This is a genomic window from Streptomyces sp. SLBN-118 (genome assembly GCF_006715635.1).
Taxonomy (GTDB): domain Bacteria; phylum Actinomycetota; class Actinomycetes; order Streptomycetales; family Streptomycetaceae; genus Streptomyces.
On sequence record NZ_VFNP01000001.1, the window covers coordinates 3,928,620 to 3,946,058 of the forward strand.

Consider the following 17,439-nt stretch of genomic DNA (forward strand, 5'->3'; position numbering starts at 1 on the left):
CTAAGCGCCGGGGAAGCGCAGAAACTCCGGCGGTACGGCGTCGGCCAGCCAGACGCCGTTGGCGCTGACGCGGAAGAGGTGGCCCGCCCGGTGCATCGCTCCGGCGTCCACAGAGAGAACGACGGGGCGGCCGCGGCGGGCGCCCACGCGGGTCGCGGTCTCGCGGTCGGGCGAGAGATGGACGTGGTGGCGCTTCATGGGACGCAGGCCCTCGGCGCGGATCGCGTCCAGGCTGCGGGCGACGGTGCCGTGGTAGAGATACGCGGGCGGCTCGGCTGTGGGGAGGTCCAGGTCGACCTCGACGGTGTGGCCCTGGTTGGCACGGATGCGCGTGCCGTCGATGGTGAAGCGCTTCTTGTCGTTGACGGCGACGACATGATCGAGCTCGGCGCGGGTGAACCGGAAGCCGTGCGCCGCTGCGGCGCGCATCAGCTCGTCTACCGCCACCCAGCCGTTCTCGTCGAGGGTGATGCCGATCCGCTCCGGCTGGTGCCGCAGATGTTTCGAGAGGTACTTGGACACCTTGACGGTGCGTCTCTCATTTGTCCTGTCTTTCTCGTCGGGTCTTTGGTTCATCCCGCCAGCGTGCCTCTCTATCGCCTCCCCGTGCCACCGAAAAAAATCGCTCCATAGGTTTGATCCACAGCCAACTGTAGTTATCCACAAGGGAATTGGCGTTTCTGTGGACAACGGCGGTCTGATTTAGGTGGTTTGGTCAATTTGCTGGTAAACATGCGCTTTTGAGGCAAGGGCATCCAATGTCCTGGCCTGTACCTCCCGTTCGGCCGCCGCCGCGATGAACTCTGCCGCGTGCTCCTGCCCAACCAGGCCCTGCACCGCTCGTATTGTCTCCGGCGGCAAGGTCACCGAACGGGGTTCACTGTCCGTCGGCGGCGGCCCCTCGGAAACCAGATGGTGCTGGAGGTGGCGAGTGGCGAACGTCCGCATGGCTCGCGCCAGTTCGGCGTCGACCGTCTGCTGTGCCAGCGGCCGCAGCCGACGCACCATCGCGGCCGCCTCTGCCGCATCCGCATCGGTCGGCGGACGGTGACCCAGATAGCGGGCGAAGACATGCTCGGTGGTGAACTCCAGGAAGCGGGAGGCGATGTGCTCGACCTGTCCGCGAAGTTCCCGCAGATGACCAGAGATTGCCGACAGCGGTACGCCTGCCGCGTGCAACTCGGCGGCCACCGCCAGCTCTTGGGGGCTCGGCACGAGAAATTCGTCGTCCCGTCCCGGGATGCGCTCCAGCACTCCGAGCTCGACCGCCTCCGCGACGGCCTCCTCGTCCGACTGCCCGCCGAACTTCTCGTCCAACTCCGTACGGCTGATTCTGGCCGCCTCCTCGTCCGTCCAAGGGCCCTGCACCTCCGCGACCAGACCCAGTACGCCTCCCAGCCCCCGCCCTGCGTCCCAGGCCTCGAGTAGTTCCTTGATCGAGGCCAGGGTGTAGCCGCGGTCGAGCAGGTCGGCGATCTGCCGCAGCCGGGCGAGGTGCGACGAGCCGTAGACGTTGGCCCGGCCGCGGCGCTCCGGCTTGGGCAGCAGTCCCCGGTCCTGGTAGGCGCGGATCGTACGGACGGTGGCGCCGCTGTGGCGCGCCAGATCCTCGATCCGGTACTCGGCCACTGACTGGGCCCCTGACTGCTCGGACAAGCCCGCCCCCTCGAGGACAGATGGATGACACGTTGATGCGGGACCTCTTGCGAGGCCGGTGAGAGGCGTCTCTATGACATGGCGGCCCGCCCCACCGCCCCCGCCGCGGCGCGGGCCGCGGGCGAGGTCGCGAGATAGTCGACGGCCTTGCGCAGCGAGCCCTCCTGCGAGGGATGGTACGACCGCCGGAGGTAGCGGGGTACGGCCGCGCCCAACTCCCGCCAGGTGGGCAGCAGTCCCTTGCCCACCGCGCGGTTGTGCTCGCGCAGGGAGTGGCGCATCCGCCCGGCGAGCTGGGGATCGTGCCGGATCAGATAGGCCGTACCCCACGCCCACAGCCAGAGCAGCACGGGTGCGGTGACGACCATGCCCTCGATACGGCGTGCATAGCGCACGAGGCCCTCGCCTCCGCAGTGCTGGTACATGTCGAAGGCGACGGCCCGGTGTTCGACCTCCTCCGCGCCGTGCCAGCGCAGCAGATCCAGCATGATCGTGTCGGCGTCCGCCCGGTCCAGTCCCTCGGCGTGCAGCACCCAGTCGCCGAGGACCGCCGTGAACTGCTCGATCGCGGCGATGATCGCCAGCCGGAAGCGAAGCCACTCCCGGGCCGGTACCGGCGCCCCGAACGGTGGCTTCTCGCCGAGGAGCTTCTCGAAGAGGAACTCGACGTACTTGGTGAAACCCTCGGTGTCGAGCCGCTGGGCGGCCAGGTGGTCCAGTACATACGCGTGCTGGACACTGTGTGTGGCCTCCTGGCCCATGAAGCCCTTGACGTCCTTCTTCAGGACGGGATCACGGACCAGTGGCAGGGCCTCCTTGAAGACCTTGACGAACCACCGCTCCCCGGCAGGCAGAAGCAGATGCAGCACATTGATCACATGCGTGGCCGTGGGCTCGTCCGGTATCCAGTGCAGCGGGGTCCGGTGCCAGTCGAAGGAAACACGGCGCGGTGTGATGGGGTAGTGGCCGGCGGGCTCCTCGGCGCTCACAGCGGCGGCTCCAATCGCGCGATCGCCCGCAGGGTCCTGGGCGTGAAACGGGACATGAAGTGGGTAGCGCGCGCCTCGGGCGTCACGGGCACCACCGCCTGGTTCTTCACGACGGCCCGCACAATCGCCTCGGCGACCTTCTCCGGCGGGTAGTTGCGCAGGTTGTACAGCCGGGCGGACTTCTTCTGGCGGCGCTTCTCCTCGGCCTCGTCGACTCCCGCGAACCGCGCCGTGGACGTGATGTTGGTGTTGACAAGGCCGGGGCAGATCGCCGAGACCCCGATCCCTTGTCCTGCCAGCTCGGCGCGCAGGCATTCGCTGAGCATCAGTACCGCCGCCTTGGACGTGCTGTAGGCGGGCAGCGCCTTCGAGGGCTGATAGGCCGCAGCCGATGCGGTGTTGACGATATGGCCGCCCTGTCCGCGTTCGGCCATCTGCCTGCCGAAAAGCCGGCAGCCGTGGATGACACCCCACAGATTGACGTCGAGGACCTGCTTCCAGTCCGCGGGGCTGGTCCGGAGGAAGGGACCGGCCAGGCCGATCCCGGCATTGTTGACCAGGACGTCCACCACGCCGTACTCGCCGGCGACCTTCACGGCCAGCTTCTCCATCGCCTGTTCGTCGCTCACGTCGACCGGCTCGCCCCAGGCCTCGGGTGCGCCGATCAGCCGTGACATCTCCGCGGTCCTGGCCGCCCCCTCCGCGTCCCGGTCCACTGCGACGATCCGCGCCCCCGCCTCGGCGAAGGCGAAGGCCGTGGCCCGTCCGATGCCGCTGGCCGCGCCCGTCACCAGGACCAGCTGCCCCCCGAACCGTTCGGCATACGGTCCTCGGGCCACAGTCCCGGCCGCTCGTGCCACCCCGGCGCCGCTGCCCTCGCTTGCGGTGACGAACTCGCTGATCCAGGCCGACAGCTGGTCCGGCCGCGTGCGCGGCACCCAGTGCTTGGCCGGCAGTGATCGGCACGTCAACTGCGGTGCCCATTCGCCCAGTTCGTCGTAGAGCCGCTCGGACAGAAAGACGTCGCCGGTCGGCGTGATCAGCTGGACGGGCACATGGGCGTACGCGTCGGTGCGCGGGCGGCGCAGTCTGGCCCGGACATTGTCGCGGTAGAGCCAGGCGCCGTGTGCCGCGTCCTGCGGCAGCGAGGGGGTGGGATAGGCGGCCGACGGCACCTTCTCCACCCGCTGAAGGATCTTCGGCCACTGCCTGCCGAGCGGCCCGCGCCAGGCGAGCTCCGGCAGTACGGGCGTGAGCAGCATGCACACGTACCAGGACTTGGCGCCCTGGCCGAGCAGCTGGCCGACCCGGCGCGGTGTGGGCCGGCTCATCCGCTTCTTGATCCAGTGCCCGAAGTGGTCAAGCGAGGGACCGGACATCGAGGTGAAGGAGGCTATGCGGCCCTCGGCGCGCTTGACCGTCACGAACTCCCACGACTGCACCGAACCCCAGTCGTGACCCACCAGATGCACCGGGTTGTCGGGGCTCACCGCGTCCACGACCGCCAGAAAGTCGTCCGTCAGCTTCTCCAGCGTGAAGCCGCCGCGCAGCGGGACCGGGGCGGTCGAACGACCGTGCCCCCTGACGTCGTAGAGCACCACATGGAAACGGTCCGCGAGCCGCCGCGCGACATCCGACCAGACCTCCTTGCTGTCCGGATAGCCGTGCACGAGCAGCACGGTCGGGTGCGCCGCGTCGCCCAGCTCGGCGACGCACAGCTCGACACCGCCCGCACGGACCCAGCGCTCCCTCGCACCGTCGAGACCCACGCCGACTCCCTCGCTCACAAGTCCTCCGCCCAGCGCCGCACATGCGGCAGATCATCGTCCAGCCAGAACGCGCTCTGCCCGGGGTCCTTGGAGTCCGTGACCACAAGGATCTCCTCGAACTTCGCGCCCGTGCCCCGGAATCCGAGGTGCGGCTCGACCGCCCACAGCCCCGGCCTCGGCGGATGGTCCGAGAATGTGTACGGGCTGCACAGCGGCGACCAGCCCTCCCGGTGACCGCGCAGGGCGTCGCTCGCCAGTCCCTTCAGCGACCGGGTGCCGAAGCCGAAGAGCTGTGGCGCCCAGCGCCGCTGCTTCACCCGGTCGATCTTGTGGGCAATGACACCGAAGGGATAGGCACGGTGCCGGTTGGCGTAGCCCTGCCGGACCATCAGCCGGTCCACGTCCTCGTATATCTCGCGCAGCGAGCGCCGCTCCCGTACCTCGCGCAGGATCAGCTCGCGGTGCGCCTGAAGGTCGGCCAGCAGCTTGTTGTGCAGGGGCCTCGGGCCGAGACAGCCCGAGTACCCGATGTCCGCGGTGAAGCCCTGGTGGACGGGGGCCAGGTCGAGAATGAAGGGCATGCCCGCTTCGAGGGCGCGGTTGGTCGGGAAGAACTGCAGCGGTATGCGGAAGTTGACGAAGGCCGTTCGGTCCCCGAACCAGGCGAACGGGAGGTGGAACCAGTCGCGCACACCACGCTCCCGCAGCCACTCGCGCTGCATCCGCGCCGCCCCGCGCTCCGTCACGCCTGGCTTGAGCTGTGCCGCCACCGCCTCCGCGCATTCGTACGCGAGACGCTGAACCTCCCTGAACCCCCGTAGTTCCGTGGTCAGTTCGCCTGCCACTGCTGAGATCATGCCGCCCGCCCGTCTCGTGTGCGGTGCTCGCTCTGAAGTTGACACTGATGAATGTGACAATGCGCGGCGGCTGCGTCAAGGCCCGTGACTCAGCCTGTGGAAAACCGGGAGGAGGGGGGCCGGGAGCCATGGACTCAGGTAGCAGCCCCTTACGGGTCCGTACCTCTGGAGTCGGACACGGATCCAGCCGCCAAGGCTGACGCCGGTTGTGTCGTGCGCCACTACCTTCGAGTTGTGACTGTGATCGCGACCGAAAGCCTGAGCAAGCGGTTCCCCCGGGTGACCGCGCTTGACCGGCTCTCTTTGGACATCGGACCCGGTGTGACCGGCCTGGTGGGCGCCAACGGAGCCGGCAAGTCCACGTTGATCAAGATCCTGCTGGGTCTGTCCCCCGCCACGGAGGGCCGGGCCGCCGTGCTCGGCCTCGACGTCGCCACGAGCGGCGCCGCCATCCGGGAACAGGTGGGGTACATGCCCGAGCACGACTGCCTGCCGCCCGATGTCTCGGCCACCGAGTTCGTGGTCCACATGGCGCGCATGTCCGGGCTGCCGCCGACGGCCGCCCGCGAGCGCACCGCCGACACCCTGCGCCATGTCGGCCTGTACGAGGAGCGGTACCGCCCCATCGGCGGCTATTCGACCGGCATGAAGCAGCGCGTCAAGCTCGCCCAGGCCCTGGTCCACGACCCGAAGCTGGTCCTCCTGGACGAGCCGACCAACGGGCTCGACCCGGTCGGCCGCGACGAGATGCTGAACCTGATCCGCCGCGTCCACACCGACTTCGGCATCTCGGTTCTGGTCACCTCGCACCTCCTCGGCGAACTCGAGCGCACCTGTGACCATGTCGTCGTCATCGACGGTGGCTCACTGCTGCGCTCCAGTTCCACCAGCGACTTCACCCAGATCACCACGACCCTCGCGGTCGAGGTCACCGACACGGACACCCATCCCGACGGCACCGCGGTGCTCCGTGAGGCGCTCGCCGCCGCCGGAATCACGCTCCACGCACGCGTGGAGGAAGGTCTGCCCGGAGCGGGCCACATCCTGCTCGTCGAGGCGACGGGCGAGGAGACATACGACGTCGTGCGCGACACCGTCGCCGGGCTCGGCCTCGGTCTCGTACGGATGGAACAGCGCCGCCACCACATCGCGGAGGTCTTCCGTCCCGAAGGTCCCCAGGCAGCGGCCCAGCCGATGGAGGTGCAGGCGCGATGAGCACAGAGCTCACCGGGGTCCAGAGCAGCGGGGTCCAGAACGAGACCACCCGGATCCACAACATCGGATACCGCAATTACGAAGGCCCGCGGCTCGGCCGCGCGTACGCCCGCCGCTCGCTCTACTCGCAGTCGCTGCGCGGCGCGTACGGACTGGGCCGTTCGGCCAAGTCCAAGGTCCTGCCGATGATCCTTTTCGCGGTGATGTGCCTGCCGGCGGCGATCATCGTCGCGGTCGCCGTCGCCACGAAGCTCAAGGACCTGCCGCTCGACTACACCCGCTATGCGATCGTCACCCAGGCGGTCATCGGGCTGTACCTCGCCGCACAGGCCCCACAGTCCGTCTCGCGCGATCTGCGTTTCAAGACGGTTCCGCTGTACTTCTCCCGTCCCATCGAGCGCATCGACTACGTGCTCGCCAAATACGGGGCCATGGCCTCGGCGCTGTTCGTACTCACCGGCGCGCCCCTGGTCATCCTCTACATCGGTTCGCTGCTCGCCAAGATGGACTTCGCGGACCAGACGAAGGGCTTCGCGCAGGGCATGGTCTCCGTCGCGCTGCTGTCGGTGCTCTTCGGCGGCATCGGCCTGGTGATGGCCGCGCTCACCCCGCGCCGGGGCTTCGGCGTCGCCGCCGTCATCGCGACGATGACGATCACCTACGGCGCGGTCTCCACCGTCCAGGCGATCGCCTGGGAGACCGGATCGCCCGGAGTGATCAAGTGGCTCGGTCTCTTCTCGCCGGTCACCCTCATCGACGGCGTCCAGACCGCCTTCCTCGGCGCCACCTCCGCCTTCCCCGGCGAGGCGGGCCCAGGCGCGGGCCCGGGCATGGTCTACCTGCTCGTCGTCCTCGCGCTCGTCGCCGGCTCGTACGCCGTACTGATGCGCCGCTACCGAAAGGTCGGGCTGTGACAACCATCAACATCGAACACACCTCGCGGTGGTTCGGGAATGTCGTGGCCGTCAACGACGTGACCATGACCATCGGCCCGGGCGTCACCGGACTGCTCGGTCCCAACGGCGCCGGAAAGTCCACGATCATCAACATGATGGGCGGCTTCCTCGCCCCCTCGACGGGAAGCGTCACGCTCGACGGCCAGGCGATCTGGCGCAACGAGTCGGTCTACCGGCAGATCGGCGTCGTCCCGGAGCGGGAAGCCATGTACGACTTCCTCACCGGCCGCGAATTCGTCGTCGCCAACGCCGAGTTGCACAACCTGGGCAAGAAGGCCGCTCAGAAGGCGCTCGCCACGGTCGAGATGGAGTACGCGCAGGACCGCAAGATCGCGACGTACAGCAAAGGCATGCGGCAGCGCGTCAAGATGGCATCCGCCCTGGTTCACGAGCCGTCCGTGCTGCTGCTCGACGAGCCGTTCAACGGTATGGACCCGCGCCAGCGCATGCAGCTGATGGACCTGCTGCGGCGGATGGGCGCGGAGGGCCGCACGGTGCTGTTCTCCTCGCACATCCTGGAGGAGGTCGAGCAACTCGCCTCGCACATCGAGGTGATCGTGGCCGGACGGCATGCCGCATCGGGCGACTTCCGCAAGATCCGCCGGCTGATGACGGACCGGCCGCACCGCTATCTCGTACGGTCCAGCGACGACCGGGCGCTCGCCGCTGCCCTGATCGCCGACCCGTCGACGGCGGGCATCGAAGTCGACCTGGTAGAGGGCGCGCTGCGCATCCAGGCCGTCGACTTCGGCCGGTTCACCGAGCTGCTGCCCCGGGTCGCCCGCGAGCACTCGATCCGGCTGCTCACGGTCTCGCCCTCGGACGAGTCCCTCGAATCGGTTTTCTCCTACCTCGTAGCGGCCTGAAAGGAGCTGTGACGTCCATGTACAACCCCACAGTCGCCCGGCTCACCTATCGGGCGGTGCTCGGCAGGCGCCGCGCGGCGATCCTGTTCGTACTGCCCGGTCTGCTGCTGCTCATCGCTGCGGCGGTCCGGAGCTTCAACGGCCTGGACGACCAGGTCGCGGCCGACGTCCTGGGCGGATTCGCCATCGCCACGATGGTTCCGCTGATCGGAGTGATCGCGGGCACCGGTGCGATCGGGCCCGAGATCGACGACGGGTCGATCGTCTACCTGCTCGCCAAGCCGGTGAAGCGCCCGACGATCATCGTCACCAAGCTGATCGTGGCCATCGCCATCACCATGGCCTTCTCCGCGATTCCCACACTGATCGCCGGATTCATCCTCAACGGCAACGGCCAGCAGGTCGCGATCGCCTACACGGTCGCGGCGCTGGTCGCCTCGATCGCGTACAGCGCGCTGTTCCTTCTCCTCGGGACGGTCAGCCGCCATGCGGTCGTCATCGGACTCGTCTACGCGCTGGTGTGGGAGACGCTCTTCGGCAGCCTCGTGCCGGGGGCGCGCACGCTGAGCGTGCAGCAGTGGTCGCTGGCGCTCGCCGAGAAGATCGGCGGGGAGGGGCTGATCGGCTCGGACGTGGGGCTGCCGCTCGCCGTGACGCTGCTGGCGGGGGTCACGGTCGTGGCGACCTGGTACGCCGGTCAGAAACTGAGGGTGCTGAAGCTCGCCGGCGAGGAATGAGACGAAGACCTTGCCTTGTCGGTCAACCCCCGTCCAGTGGACGGGGGTTGACGCATATACGCGTAACTGTACGTTTATCGGCTCGTTGTTCACCGTGCGTGGAGGCAACTGCAGTTCGTGGCGACGAGAGTTCGTGAAGTTGGGGATTGCCGGTACTGGATCGAAAGCCGGGCCGGTCATTGGGTGAGTAGCACCGTGAGCCGACCTCCACCCCTGTGCCCGGGGAGAGGGCCGTCCATGACCGGTTTCACGAACGGAAGGCATCCCCATGCCATCGGAAGTCGCCCTGCTCGAATCGCGCACGATGCGCGACGAGCATCTGGGACGCGTCGACGTCCTCGACAAGGTGAAGGCTCTTGTCATGCTCCCGGACGGAGTTCACGTTCGCACAGAGGAAGTGGCGCGGTACTTCGAAGTATCCACAGTCGTCATCAGGAGGTTGACCGACCGGCATCACAAGGAGTTCACCGAGAACGGGATGAGGGTGCTGCGCGGCGCTGAGCTGCGCACCTTCCATAGCGACATCCTGTCGCTATGGAGCGTCAACGAGGGGGAAAGTTATCCACAGGCGGTCACCCAGCTCAGGCTGTACACCCGTCGGTCGGTGCTCAACGTCGCGATGCTTCTTCGCGACAGCGACATCGCCCGCTGCGTCCGTACCTACCTCCTCGACGCCGAGGAAGGCTGGCGCAAGGGGTACACATCCCTCGACCGCCGGGTCACCGCCGTCGAGGCGAATCAGGACACCGTCGGCCGCGCGCTGCAGGAACTCGGCCCGGTGATCAACGGGATCTCGGTGCGGCTGGACCGACTCGACCGGCGGCTCAACACCACCAACCAGGTCGTCGGAGCCATCAGCAACCGGCTCTGCGATCTCTCCGACGACATGCGGCGGATGGAGCGCCGGATGGACAGGAGGATGGACGACTTCGCCCATCAGCTGAGAGAACTGCAGCGCAGCCAGTGCCGTAAGCGCCGCTGACACCAGGCGGACAGGTACTCGGACAGGAAATTCGGTGGCACCGAATCGCCGCCCGGGGCACAGTGGTTGAGTCGGGCGCACGCCAGTGCGACCGACGCCACCGACCGGGAGAGGAGCGCGGCGATGACCGAGAGTACGAGTGCGAGTCCGTCGAGCTCCCGACAGGGCAGCGCCGGGCAGCCAGCGGAGTAGCCACCGACGACTCCGCGAAGCCGCCCCCAGGCAGCTGCCCGGGGGCGGCCGCTTCGAGCGCGCATCTGCGCGGGCCGCCCCCTCCCGGAGGATTGGCCGAGTGGTAAGGCAGCGGCTTGCTAAGCCGTCGTCGGGGCGGAAGCTCCGCGCGCGTTCGATCCGCGCATCCTCCGCAGGGCCCTTGGGCGGGCCGCAGACCGTATTCTGGCCCTTCGCCGTGACCACCCGACGCAAAAAGGCCACCTGTGCCGGGGCGTTGAGCCCACAACGGGCGCGTCAGCGCGCCAGCAACCGCTCCAGTACCACCGCGATGCCGTCATCTTCGTTGGACGCCGTGATCTCGTGCGCCACGGCCTTCAGCTCTTCATGCGCATTGGCCATCGCCACCCCGTGCGCGGCCCACCCGAACATCGGGATGTCGTTCGGCATGTCGCCGAAAGCGATCGTGTCCGCTGCCCGCAGCCCCAGTCGCCTCGCCGCCAGCGAGAGCCCTGTCGCCTTGCTCAGCCCCAGCGGCAGGATCTCGACGATGCCCTCGCCCGCCATCACCACGTCCACGAGGCTGCCGACCGTCGCCCTGGCCGCATTCGCCAGCGCGTCGTCGTCCAGCTCCGGATGCTGGATGTACACCTTGTTCAGCGGGGCCGACCACAGCTCAGCCGGGTCCTGAAACGCCACCACGGGCAGCGGGCCTTCCTGCACCCGGTATCCCGGTCCGACCAGCACATCGCCGTCGAGCCCGTCGCGGCTCGCGGCCAGCGCCAGCGGGCCCACCTCCGCCTCGATCTTGGAGAGCGCGAGACCGGCCAGCTGCCGGTCCAGCGTCAGGGACGTCAGCAGCCGGTGTTCGCCCGCGTGGTAGATCTGCGCGCCCTGGCCGCAGACGGCCAGTCCGTCGTAGCCGAGGTCGTCCAGGATGTGCCGGGTCCAGGGCACCGCGCGTCCGGTGACGATGATGTGCGCGGCGCCCGTCGCGGTAGCTGCGGCGAGCGCGTCGCGCGTGCGCGGGGAGACCGTCTCGTCGCCCCGCAGCAGCGTGCCGTCGAGATCTGTCGCTATCAGGCCGTACGGAAAGGGCGCGGGGCTCACGTGGAGACCGGCTCGAGCACTTCACGACCGCCGAGATACGGCCGCAGCACCTCGGGCACGCGCACCGAACCGTCCGCAAGCTGGTGGTTCTCCAGGATTGCCACGATCGTGCGCGGTACGGCGCACAGCGTCCCGTTCAGGGTCGCCAGCGGCTGTACCTTCTTGCCGTCACGCATCCGGACCGCCAGGCGGCGCGCCTGGAAGCCGTCGCAGTTCGAGGCGGAGGTCAGTTCGCGGTACTTGCCCTGCGTCGGGATCCACGCCTCGCAGTCGTACTTGCGCGAGGCGGACGCGCCCAGGTCGCCGGTGGCCACATCGATCACCTGGAACGGCAGTTCCAGGCCGGTCAGCCACTGCTTCTCCCAGTCGAGGAGCCGCTTGTGCTCGGCCTCCGCGTCCTCGGGAGCGACGTACGAGAACATCTCGACCTTGTCGAACTGGTGCACCCGGAAGATGCCGCGGGTGTCCTTGCCGTACGTCCCGGCCTCGCGGCGGAAGCACGGCGAGAAGCCGGCGTACCGCAGCGGCAGCTTGTCCGCGTCGATGATCTCGTCCATGTGGTACGCCGCGAGCGGGACCTCGGAGGTGCCGACCAGGTAGTAGTCGTCCTTCTCCAGGTGGTAGACGTTCTCGGAGGCCTGGCCGAGGAAGCCCGTGCCCTCCATGGCGCGCGGACGGACCAGCGCGGGCGTCAGCATCGGGATGAACCCGGCCTCGGTCGCCTGCGCGATCGCGGCGTTGACGAGCGCGAGCTCGAGCAGCGCGCCGACGCCCGTCAGGTAGTAGAAGCGCGACCCCGACACCTTGGCGCCTCGCTCGACGTCGATGGCGCCGAGCGCCTCGCCGAGCTCCAGGTGGTCCTTGGGCTCGAAGCCCTCGGCGCCGAAGTCGCGGATCGTGCCGTGCGTCTCGAGGACGACGAAGTCCTCCTCGCCGCCGACCGGGACGTCCTCGTGGACGATGTTCCCGAGCTGGAGCAGCAGCCGCTTGGTCTCTTCGTCGGCCTCGTCCTGGGCCGCGTCGGCAGCCTTGACGTCGGTCTTCAGCTGCTCGGCCCTCTTCAGCAGCTCGGCGCGCTCTTCGGGAGTGGCCTTGGGGATGAGCTTGCCGAGCTGCTTCTGCTCGGAACGCAGTTCGTCGAAGCGGACGCCGGACGACCTGCGCCGCTCATCGGCCCGGAGCAGGGCGTCGACGAGCGCGACGTCCTCTCCACGGGCGCGCTGGGAGGCGCGAACACGGTCGGGGTCCTCACGGAGCAGGCGAAGGTCAATCACCCCACCAGGCTACCGGTGCCGACTCGTTCAACCTCACTCGATATTGCCTTGCGTATCACTTTGTCCGAATTGCCGGAATTTAGAAAGCCGACACCCAATTACCCGGGCGGGCGTCAATAAGCGCTCGACTTCTCGCCGAAATGGGGCATCCGGCCGTTGTCCGAATTGACCCGCTTCCCTTGCGGAGGCGCGGGACCTGGTGGCCGCTTGTCCACAGGGATGCGAACTCTCGCAAGGTTATCCACAGGCTGTGTGCGGCGTCTGTGGACCACGGAAATGATCGTTTTCAATGCCGTGCGTGCGCCGGAGGATTCCCCTCCTAAACCCACCTCACACCCTCTTTCGGGTGGGAATTCCTCGCTCCAAAGAGTTGATCAATGGAATTGAGGTGACACGGGGCACCGTGCGTACCTGTGGACGGAAGTGGGGTGACTGGGCCGATTTGTCGACCATGTCGGGCTGCGTTGTCGACTTGTCCCCAGGTCGAGAAGCGCGCCTGTGGATAACTTCTGTGGACAACGAAAATCTGCAGGTAAGACCGGTCGTCGGATCCTGGGCTGCGAAGCCGGTTCAGGCGCGGCCGTCCTGGCAGCGCGCCAGCCAGTCGGACGCCGCCGTGAACTCGGCGTCCGACGTCCCCGCGCGCAGGGCGCGTACGTCCCCGACCGCCACACCCGCCCGCGGATACGAACCGAGGAACCGCACCTTCGGACAGATCCGCTTCAGCCCCATCAGCGCCTCGCCCACCCGGCGGTCCGAAATATGGCCCTCGGCATCCACGGCGAAGCAGTAGTTCCCGATCCCCGCACCCGTCGGCCGGGACTGGATCAGCATCAGGTTGACCCCGCGCACGGCGAACTCCTGCAGCAGTTCGAGCAACGCACCCGGGTGGTCGTCGCCCAGCCAGATGACCACCGAGGTCTTGTCCGCACCGGTCGGCGCCGCCGGCCTGGCCGGCCGGCCGACCAGCACGAAGCGGGTCTCCGCGTTCTCGGCGTCATGGATCTCGGTGACCAGCGGCTCAAGGCCGTAGGTCACCGCCGCGAACTCGCCCGCGAAGGCCGCGTCGTACCGGCCCTCCTGCACCAGGCGCGCGCCGTCCGCGTTCGATGCCGCGGACTCCCACAGGGCGTCCGGGAGATTGGCCCGCAGCCAGTTGCGCACCTGCGGCTGGGCCACCGGATGACCGGTCACCGTCTTCACTTCGGACAGCTTGATGCCCGGGCGTACCAGCAGCGCGAAGGCGATGGGCAGCAGCACCTCGCGGTAGATCATCAGCGGTTCACCGGAGGCCAGCTCGTCGAGGGTCGCGGTGACGCCGCCCTCGACGGAGTTCTCGATCGGTACGAGGGCAGCCGCGGCGTCGCCGTTGCGTACGGCATCGAGCGCGGCGGGCACGGACACCATCGGGACCAGTTCCCGTGTGGCGGCTTCCGGAAGCGTACGCAGGGCGGCCTCGGTGAACGTGCCCTCGGGGCCGAGGTAGGTATAACGAGTGGCTGACATACGTCATCCTCGATGCAGCGGCAGAGGTCGGCGTCGGTGACCGCGCACGCCCCCGGCGGGGGGCCGGGGGTTGTCCCCCAATGTTTGCAACGCGTGGCCGACATACCGTCACCCTAATGGGCCCGGAGTCCTCAGGACTCCAGGAGCCGCTGACCCACGTACTCACCCTCCTTGGGCCCGCCCGGCACCGCGAACAGTCCGCTCGCCTCGTGCCGGATGAAGGCCGACAGCGCATCGCCCCGGTCGAGCTTGCGCTGCACCGGAACGAAGCCGCGCAGGGGATCGCCCTGCCAGCAGACGAACAGCAGCCCGGCGTCCGGCGTCCCGTCGGCGCCGATCCCGTCGTGGAAGGAGAACGGCCGCCGGAGCATCGCCGCGCCGCCGTTCTGCTCCGGCGCGGAGATCCGGGCGTGGGCGTTGTCCGGGATGATCAGCCTGCCGTCAGGGCCGGTCTTGTCCAGCGCAAGCTCGGTCGTCTCGCTGCCGCCGCTGAGTGGAGCACCGTCGGACTTGCGGCGGCCGATGACCTGCTCCTGCTTCGTGAGCGAAAGCCGCTCCCAGTCGTCGAGCAGCATCCGGATCCGGCGTACGACGGCGTACGAGCCACCCGCCATCCATGCGTACTTCGTCCCCGACGTCCCCGACGTCCCCGACGTCTCGGACGGCACGAAGATCCGCTTGTCGAACTCGGGCTCCAACGGTTTCGGATTGCGGGTGCCGTCGATCTGGCCCATCAGATTGCGCGCGGTCATCGGCTTCCCGGTGGCCCCCGGCGACCGGTTGAATCCGTTCATCTGCCAGCGCACCCGTGCCGCGTCCCCCGCCGCCTTGTGGATCGCGCGCAGTGCGTGGAAGGCGACCAGTGCGTCGTCCGCGCCGATCTGCACCCACAGATCGCCGTCCGACCGCTTCTTGTCCAGCTGGTCCGAGGAGAAGGCGGGCAGCGGGTCCAGCTGCGGCGGGCGCTGCGCCACCAGCCCCGTACGGTCGAAGAAGGTGCGGCCGAAGCCGAACGTGACCGTCAGCGAGGACGGCCCGGCGTCCAGCGCGACGCCCGTGTCGCCCTCGCCCGCCCCCCGGCCCGCCATCAGCTCGCTCGCCAGCGTGGACCAGCGGCGCATCAGCGCGGCCGCTTCCTTGCGGCCTGCGCCGGGCACCAGGTCGAAGGCGATCAGATGGCCGCGCGCCTGCAGCGGTGTGGTGATGCCCGCCTGATGGGTGCCGTGGAAGGGGACGGCGGTCGAGCCGAGCGTCGTCAGTGAGGTGGGGGCGTCGCCGGATGCCGCGGCATGCGCGGCGGCGCCGCCCGCGGCCCCCAGCACAAGGCCGGTGGCGCCGGCCGTACCCACGGTGCCGAGCAGCCGCCGCCTGGAGATGTCGTTGTCGCGCACAGGGTCACTCACGTGTGGTCAGCCGATCTTGATGTTCTCGGCGGTGGTGGTCTGGTCGATGTCGGAGGTCCGCACAGTCACCTGGACCTGCCAGTCGCCGGGCATCGGGATGTGGACGGCGTCCGCGCTCCAGTGTCCCGTGGCGATGCGGTCGGGCGTGATCGGCAGCGGGCCGATCTGTTTGGCCTTCAGGGTGAAGGAGACCTTCACTTCGGGCACGTCCATCGGCTTCAGGGCCGGGTTGTAGATCCAGACGTGCATCACGTTGGCGCCGGGGGTGGCCGGGTCGAGGCTGAGCCGGACTGTGCCCTTGCCGTTCTTGCCCCCGGTGTCGAAGGGCAGCCTGATCTCGGTGGGGCCGTTCGGCACGGGCACGGCTGCCTGCGAGCCCGCGGCGTTGGCCGCCCGTTCTTCCGTACGGCCCGGTTCGGTGGTGGTCAGGATGGTGGTCACGGCCAGCAGGACCACCGCGATGCCCGCCTCGGCCAGTACGGAACGACGTAGTCCGGAACGCGCCGGGTCCGCGTCCCTGGCCTTGTCCCGGGTCTTCCTCTTCTGGGCCGTGGCCACCGCGGCCTTCTGCCGGGCGAGTTGGGCGGCCCGCTCGGGATCGGCCGCATCGTCGGAGCCGGTCTCGGGAACCGTCTCCTCGGTAGCTTCCTCCTCGGCAGCCTCGGTCACCTCCGCCGTCTCGGCGAGCTGCGCCGTCCACCGGCGCGAGATCCACGCGACGCTCACCAGGACGGCGACCAGGCCCACCTTGATCAGCAGTAGTTGCCCGTACGACGTCCCGGTCAGCGCCGAGAAGGAGCCGACCTGCCGCCAGGCTTGGTAGATCCCGGTCGCCGCGAGGACGACGACGCTGCCGAACGCCACCTTGGAGAACCGCCGTACCGCGGCGCGCTCGATCGACGGCGCACGGAAGAGCGCGGTGAGCAGCGCCGCGAGCCCGCCGAGCCAGGTGGCGACGGCCAGCAGATGAGTGACGTCCACGGGCATCGCAAGTCCCGGCTGGATGCCGGTCGACGCATGCTCCGACAGCGCCCAGGTCGCCGCGATCCCGCCCGCGACGACCGTGCCCCCGACGGCGAGACCGAAGGTCAGGTCCTTCTTCTCGCCCTCGTCCTCCCGCCTCGCGTACGCCCCGAAGAGCACGGCGATGAACAGCGCGGCCGCCCCGAGCAGCATCAGCCGGGAGCTGAGTGCCGTGCCGGTCTTGGTCTGCAGGACGTCCCGCAGACCGCCGAGGTCGAAGGCGTCCTGCAGTTTCCCGGAGCCGGTGTACGGGGTGCGCAGCAGCAGCGTCGCGAGAGTGGCCGCGGTGAGCGTCACCCAGCCCCGTACGACCAGGCGTTGCAGCGGCCGTACGGAAGCGCCGCGCTGCCAGCAGACGAGCACGAAGGCCGCGCCGCCGGTCAGCAGCACGAAGCCGGCGTACGAGGCGTAGCGCGCGATGTCGTAGAGGACACCGACCACTCCGCCGCCGGCCGTCTGGTCGGGGAGAATCGCGGTGGTCTTGGAGGGCGCTCCGATCGAGAAGGTGAAGGCACCGGAGACGGGATGGCTGTCGGCCGAGACGGCCTGCCAAGCCACGGTGTAGGTGCCGTCGGGCAGTCCGGGCAGCAGATCGACGCCGTAGGTGACCTTGCCGCCGGCGCTCAGATCGCGGATCTTCGCCTTGTCGGAGCGTTTGCCGCTGGGTTCGAGGACCCGGATCGAGTCGTTACCCATGGCGACCTGCTCGGAGAAGGTGAGCGTCACCTCCTTGGGGGCGGTGGCGACCACCGCCCCGTCCCTCGGATTGCTCCCGGTCAGAGCGGCATGGGCCGCCGCGGGGCTCGCGCCGGCCAGGAGCGCGCCCATGAGCGTGCCGATGAGCACGGTCGCGGCGAGCAGCAGCCGGACGACCGGGGACGGGCCGAGGCGCGGGGCGGTGGCTGTCATGAAGTGATCAGTCCCT

The 17,439-nt window shown here is 68.8% G+C and carries 15 protein-coding genes and 1 tRNA gene; 6 read left to right on the forward strand and 10 right to left on the reverse strand.

Annotated elements, in window-relative coordinates:
• The 5 genes from FBY35_RS17995 to FBY35_RS18015 form a co-directional block, all read right to left on the reverse strand.
• On the reverse strand, positions 1 to 576 hold the full coding sequence (locus FBY35_RS17995; protein ID WP_142214769.1) for an RNA 2'-phosphotransferase: 576 nt from the start codon (positions 574 to 576) through the stop codon (positions 1 to 3).
• Between the two features lie 126 nt (positions 577 to 702).
• On the reverse strand, positions 703 to 1,656 hold the full coding sequence (locus tag FBY35_RS18000) for a MerR family transcriptional regulator (protein ID WP_142214770.1): 954 nt from the start codon (positions 1,654 to 1,656) through the stop codon (positions 703 to 705).
• A gap of 71 nt (positions 1,657 to 1,727) precedes the next feature.
• Positions 1,728 to 2,645 carry a metal-dependent hydrolase gene (locus tag FBY35_RS18005; protein ID WP_142214771.1) on the reverse strand — a complete coding sequence of 306 codons (918 nt, stop codon included), beginning with the start codon at positions 2,643 to 2,645 and terminating at the stop codon, positions 1,728 to 1,730.
• Complete coding sequence (locus FBY35_RS18010; RefSeq protein WP_142215133.1) at positions 2,642 to 4,414, reverse strand: SDR family oxidoreductase; 1,773 nt, start codon at positions 4,412 to 4,414, stop codon at positions 2,642 to 2,644. Before FBY35_RS18010 ends, FBY35_RS18005 begins: the two co-directional genes overlap by 4 nt.
• Before the next feature lie 14 nt (positions 4,415 to 4,428).
• Positions 4,429 to 5,271, reverse strand: a complete 843-nt coding sequence (locus FBY35_RS18015; protein ID WP_142214772.1) for a M24 family metallopeptidase — start codon at positions 5,269 to 5,271, stop codon at positions 4,429 to 4,431.
• Between the two features lie 240 nt (positions 5,272 to 5,511).
• Between FBY35_RS18015 and FBY35_RS18020 the strand changes: the two genes are divergently transcribed.
• The 6 genes from FBY35_RS18020 to FBY35_RS18045 all read left to right on the forward strand — a co-directional run bounded on the left by FBY35_RS18020 (position 5,512) and on the right by FBY35_RS18045 (position 10,392).
• Positions 5,512 to 6,486, forward strand: a complete 975-nt coding sequence (locus FBY35_RS18020) for an ABC transporter ATP-binding protein (RefSeq protein ID WP_142215134.1) — start codon at positions 5,512 to 5,514, stop codon at positions 6,484 to 6,486.
• Positions 6,483 to 7,400 carry an ABC transporter permease gene (locus FBY35_RS18025; protein ID WP_142214773.1) on the forward strand — a complete coding sequence of 306 codons (918 nt, stop codon included), beginning with the start codon at positions 6,483 to 6,485 and terminating at the stop codon, positions 7,398 to 7,400. The genes FBY35_RS18020 and FBY35_RS18025 overlap by 4 nt, the downstream gene beginning before the upstream one ends.
• Positions 7,397 to 8,308 carry an ABC transporter ATP-binding protein gene (locus tag FBY35_RS18030; protein WP_142214774.1) on the forward strand — a complete coding sequence of 304 codons (912 nt, stop codon included), beginning with the start codon at positions 7,397 to 7,399 and terminating at the stop codon, positions 8,306 to 8,308. The genes FBY35_RS18025 and FBY35_RS18030 overlap by 4 nt, the downstream gene beginning before the upstream one ends.
• A gap of 17 nt (positions 8,309 to 8,325) precedes the next feature.
• A complete protein-coding gene (locus FBY35_RS18035) occupies positions 8,326 to 9,045 on the forward strand; it encodes an ABC transporter permease subunit (protein ID WP_142214775.1) in 720 nt (239 codons plus the stop codon).
• 268 nt (positions 9,046 to 9,313) lie between these two features.
• Complete coding sequence (locus FBY35_RS18040) at positions 9,314 to 10,027, forward strand: hypothetical protein (protein ID WP_142214776.1); 714 nt, start codon at positions 9,314 to 9,316, stop codon at positions 10,025 to 10,027.
• 278 nt (positions 10,028 to 10,305) lie between these two features.
• A tRNA-Ser gene (locus FBY35_RS18045) sits at positions 10,306 to 10,392 on the forward strand.
• 103 nt (positions 10,393 to 10,495) lie between these two features.
• Here the strand turns inward: FBY35_RS18045 and FBY35_RS18050 are convergent.
• The 5 genes from FBY35_RS18050 to FBY35_RS18070 form a co-directional block, all read right to left on the reverse strand.
• On the reverse strand, positions 10,496 to 11,308 hold the full coding sequence (locus FBY35_RS18050; RefSeq protein WP_142214777.1) for an HAD family hydrolase: 813 nt from the start codon (positions 11,306 to 11,308) through the stop codon (positions 10,496 to 10,498).
• A complete protein-coding gene (gene serS, locus FBY35_RS18055) occupies positions 11,305 to 12,582 on the reverse strand; it encodes a serine--tRNA ligase (protein ID WP_142214778.1) in 1,278 nt (425 codons plus the stop codon). Before serS ends, FBY35_RS18050 begins: the two co-directional genes overlap by 4 nt.
• A gap of 570 nt (positions 12,583 to 13,152) precedes the next feature.
• Positions 13,153 to 14,088, reverse strand: a complete 936-nt coding sequence (gene pheA / locus FBY35_RS18060; protein ID WP_142214779.1) for a prephenate dehydratase — start codon at positions 14,086 to 14,088, stop codon at positions 13,153 to 13,155.
• A gap of 131 nt (positions 14,089 to 14,219) precedes the next feature.
• On the reverse strand, positions 14,220 to 15,479 hold the full coding sequence (efeB, locus tag FBY35_RS18065) for an iron uptake transporter deferrochelatase/peroxidase subunit (RefSeq protein ID WP_142215135.1): 1,260 nt from the start codon (positions 15,477 to 15,479) through the stop codon (positions 14,220 to 14,222).
• Positions 15,480 to 15,497: 18 nt separating this feature from the next.
• Positions 15,498 to 17,423 (reverse strand): copper resistance protein CopC, encoded by a 1,926-nt coding sequence (locus tag FBY35_RS18070; protein WP_142214780.1) that lies wholly within the window; start codon positions 17,421 to 17,423, stop codon positions 15,498 to 15,500.
• Positions 17,424 to 17,439 lie beyond the last annotated feature (16 nt).

What these genes read in the sequence shown, in the direction of transcription:
- FBY35_RS18015 (WP_142214772.1), bottom strand. Translation starts at nt 5,271, where the DNA reads ATGATCTCAGCAGTGGCAGGCGAACTGACCACGGAACTACGGGGGTTC.
- pheA (WP_142214779.1), bottom strand. Translation starts at nt 14,088, where the DNA reads ATGTCAGCCACTCGTTATACCTACCTCGGCCCCGAGGGCACGTTCACC.
- FBY35_RS18040 (WP_142214776.1), top strand. Translation starts at nt 9,314, where the DNA reads ATGCCATCGGAAGTCGCCCTGCTCGAATCGCGCACGATGCGCGACGAG.
- FBY35_RS17995 (WP_142214769.1), bottom strand. Translation starts at nt 576, where the DNA reads ATGAACCAAAGACCCGACGAGAAAGACAGGACAAATGAGAGACGCACC.
- FBY35_RS18035 (WP_142214775.1), top strand. Translation starts at nt 8,326, where the DNA reads ATGTACAACCCCACAGTCGCCCGGCTCACCTATCGGGCGGTGCTCGGC.
- FBY35_RS18070 (WP_142214780.1), bottom strand. Translation starts at nt 17,423, where the DNA reads ATGACAGCCACCGCCCCGCGCCTCGGCCCGTCCCCGGTCGTCCGGCTG.
- FBY35_RS18025 (WP_142214773.1), top strand. Translation starts at nt 6,483, where the DNA reads ATGAGCACAGAGCTCACCGGGGTCCAGAGCAGCGGGGTCCAGAACGAG.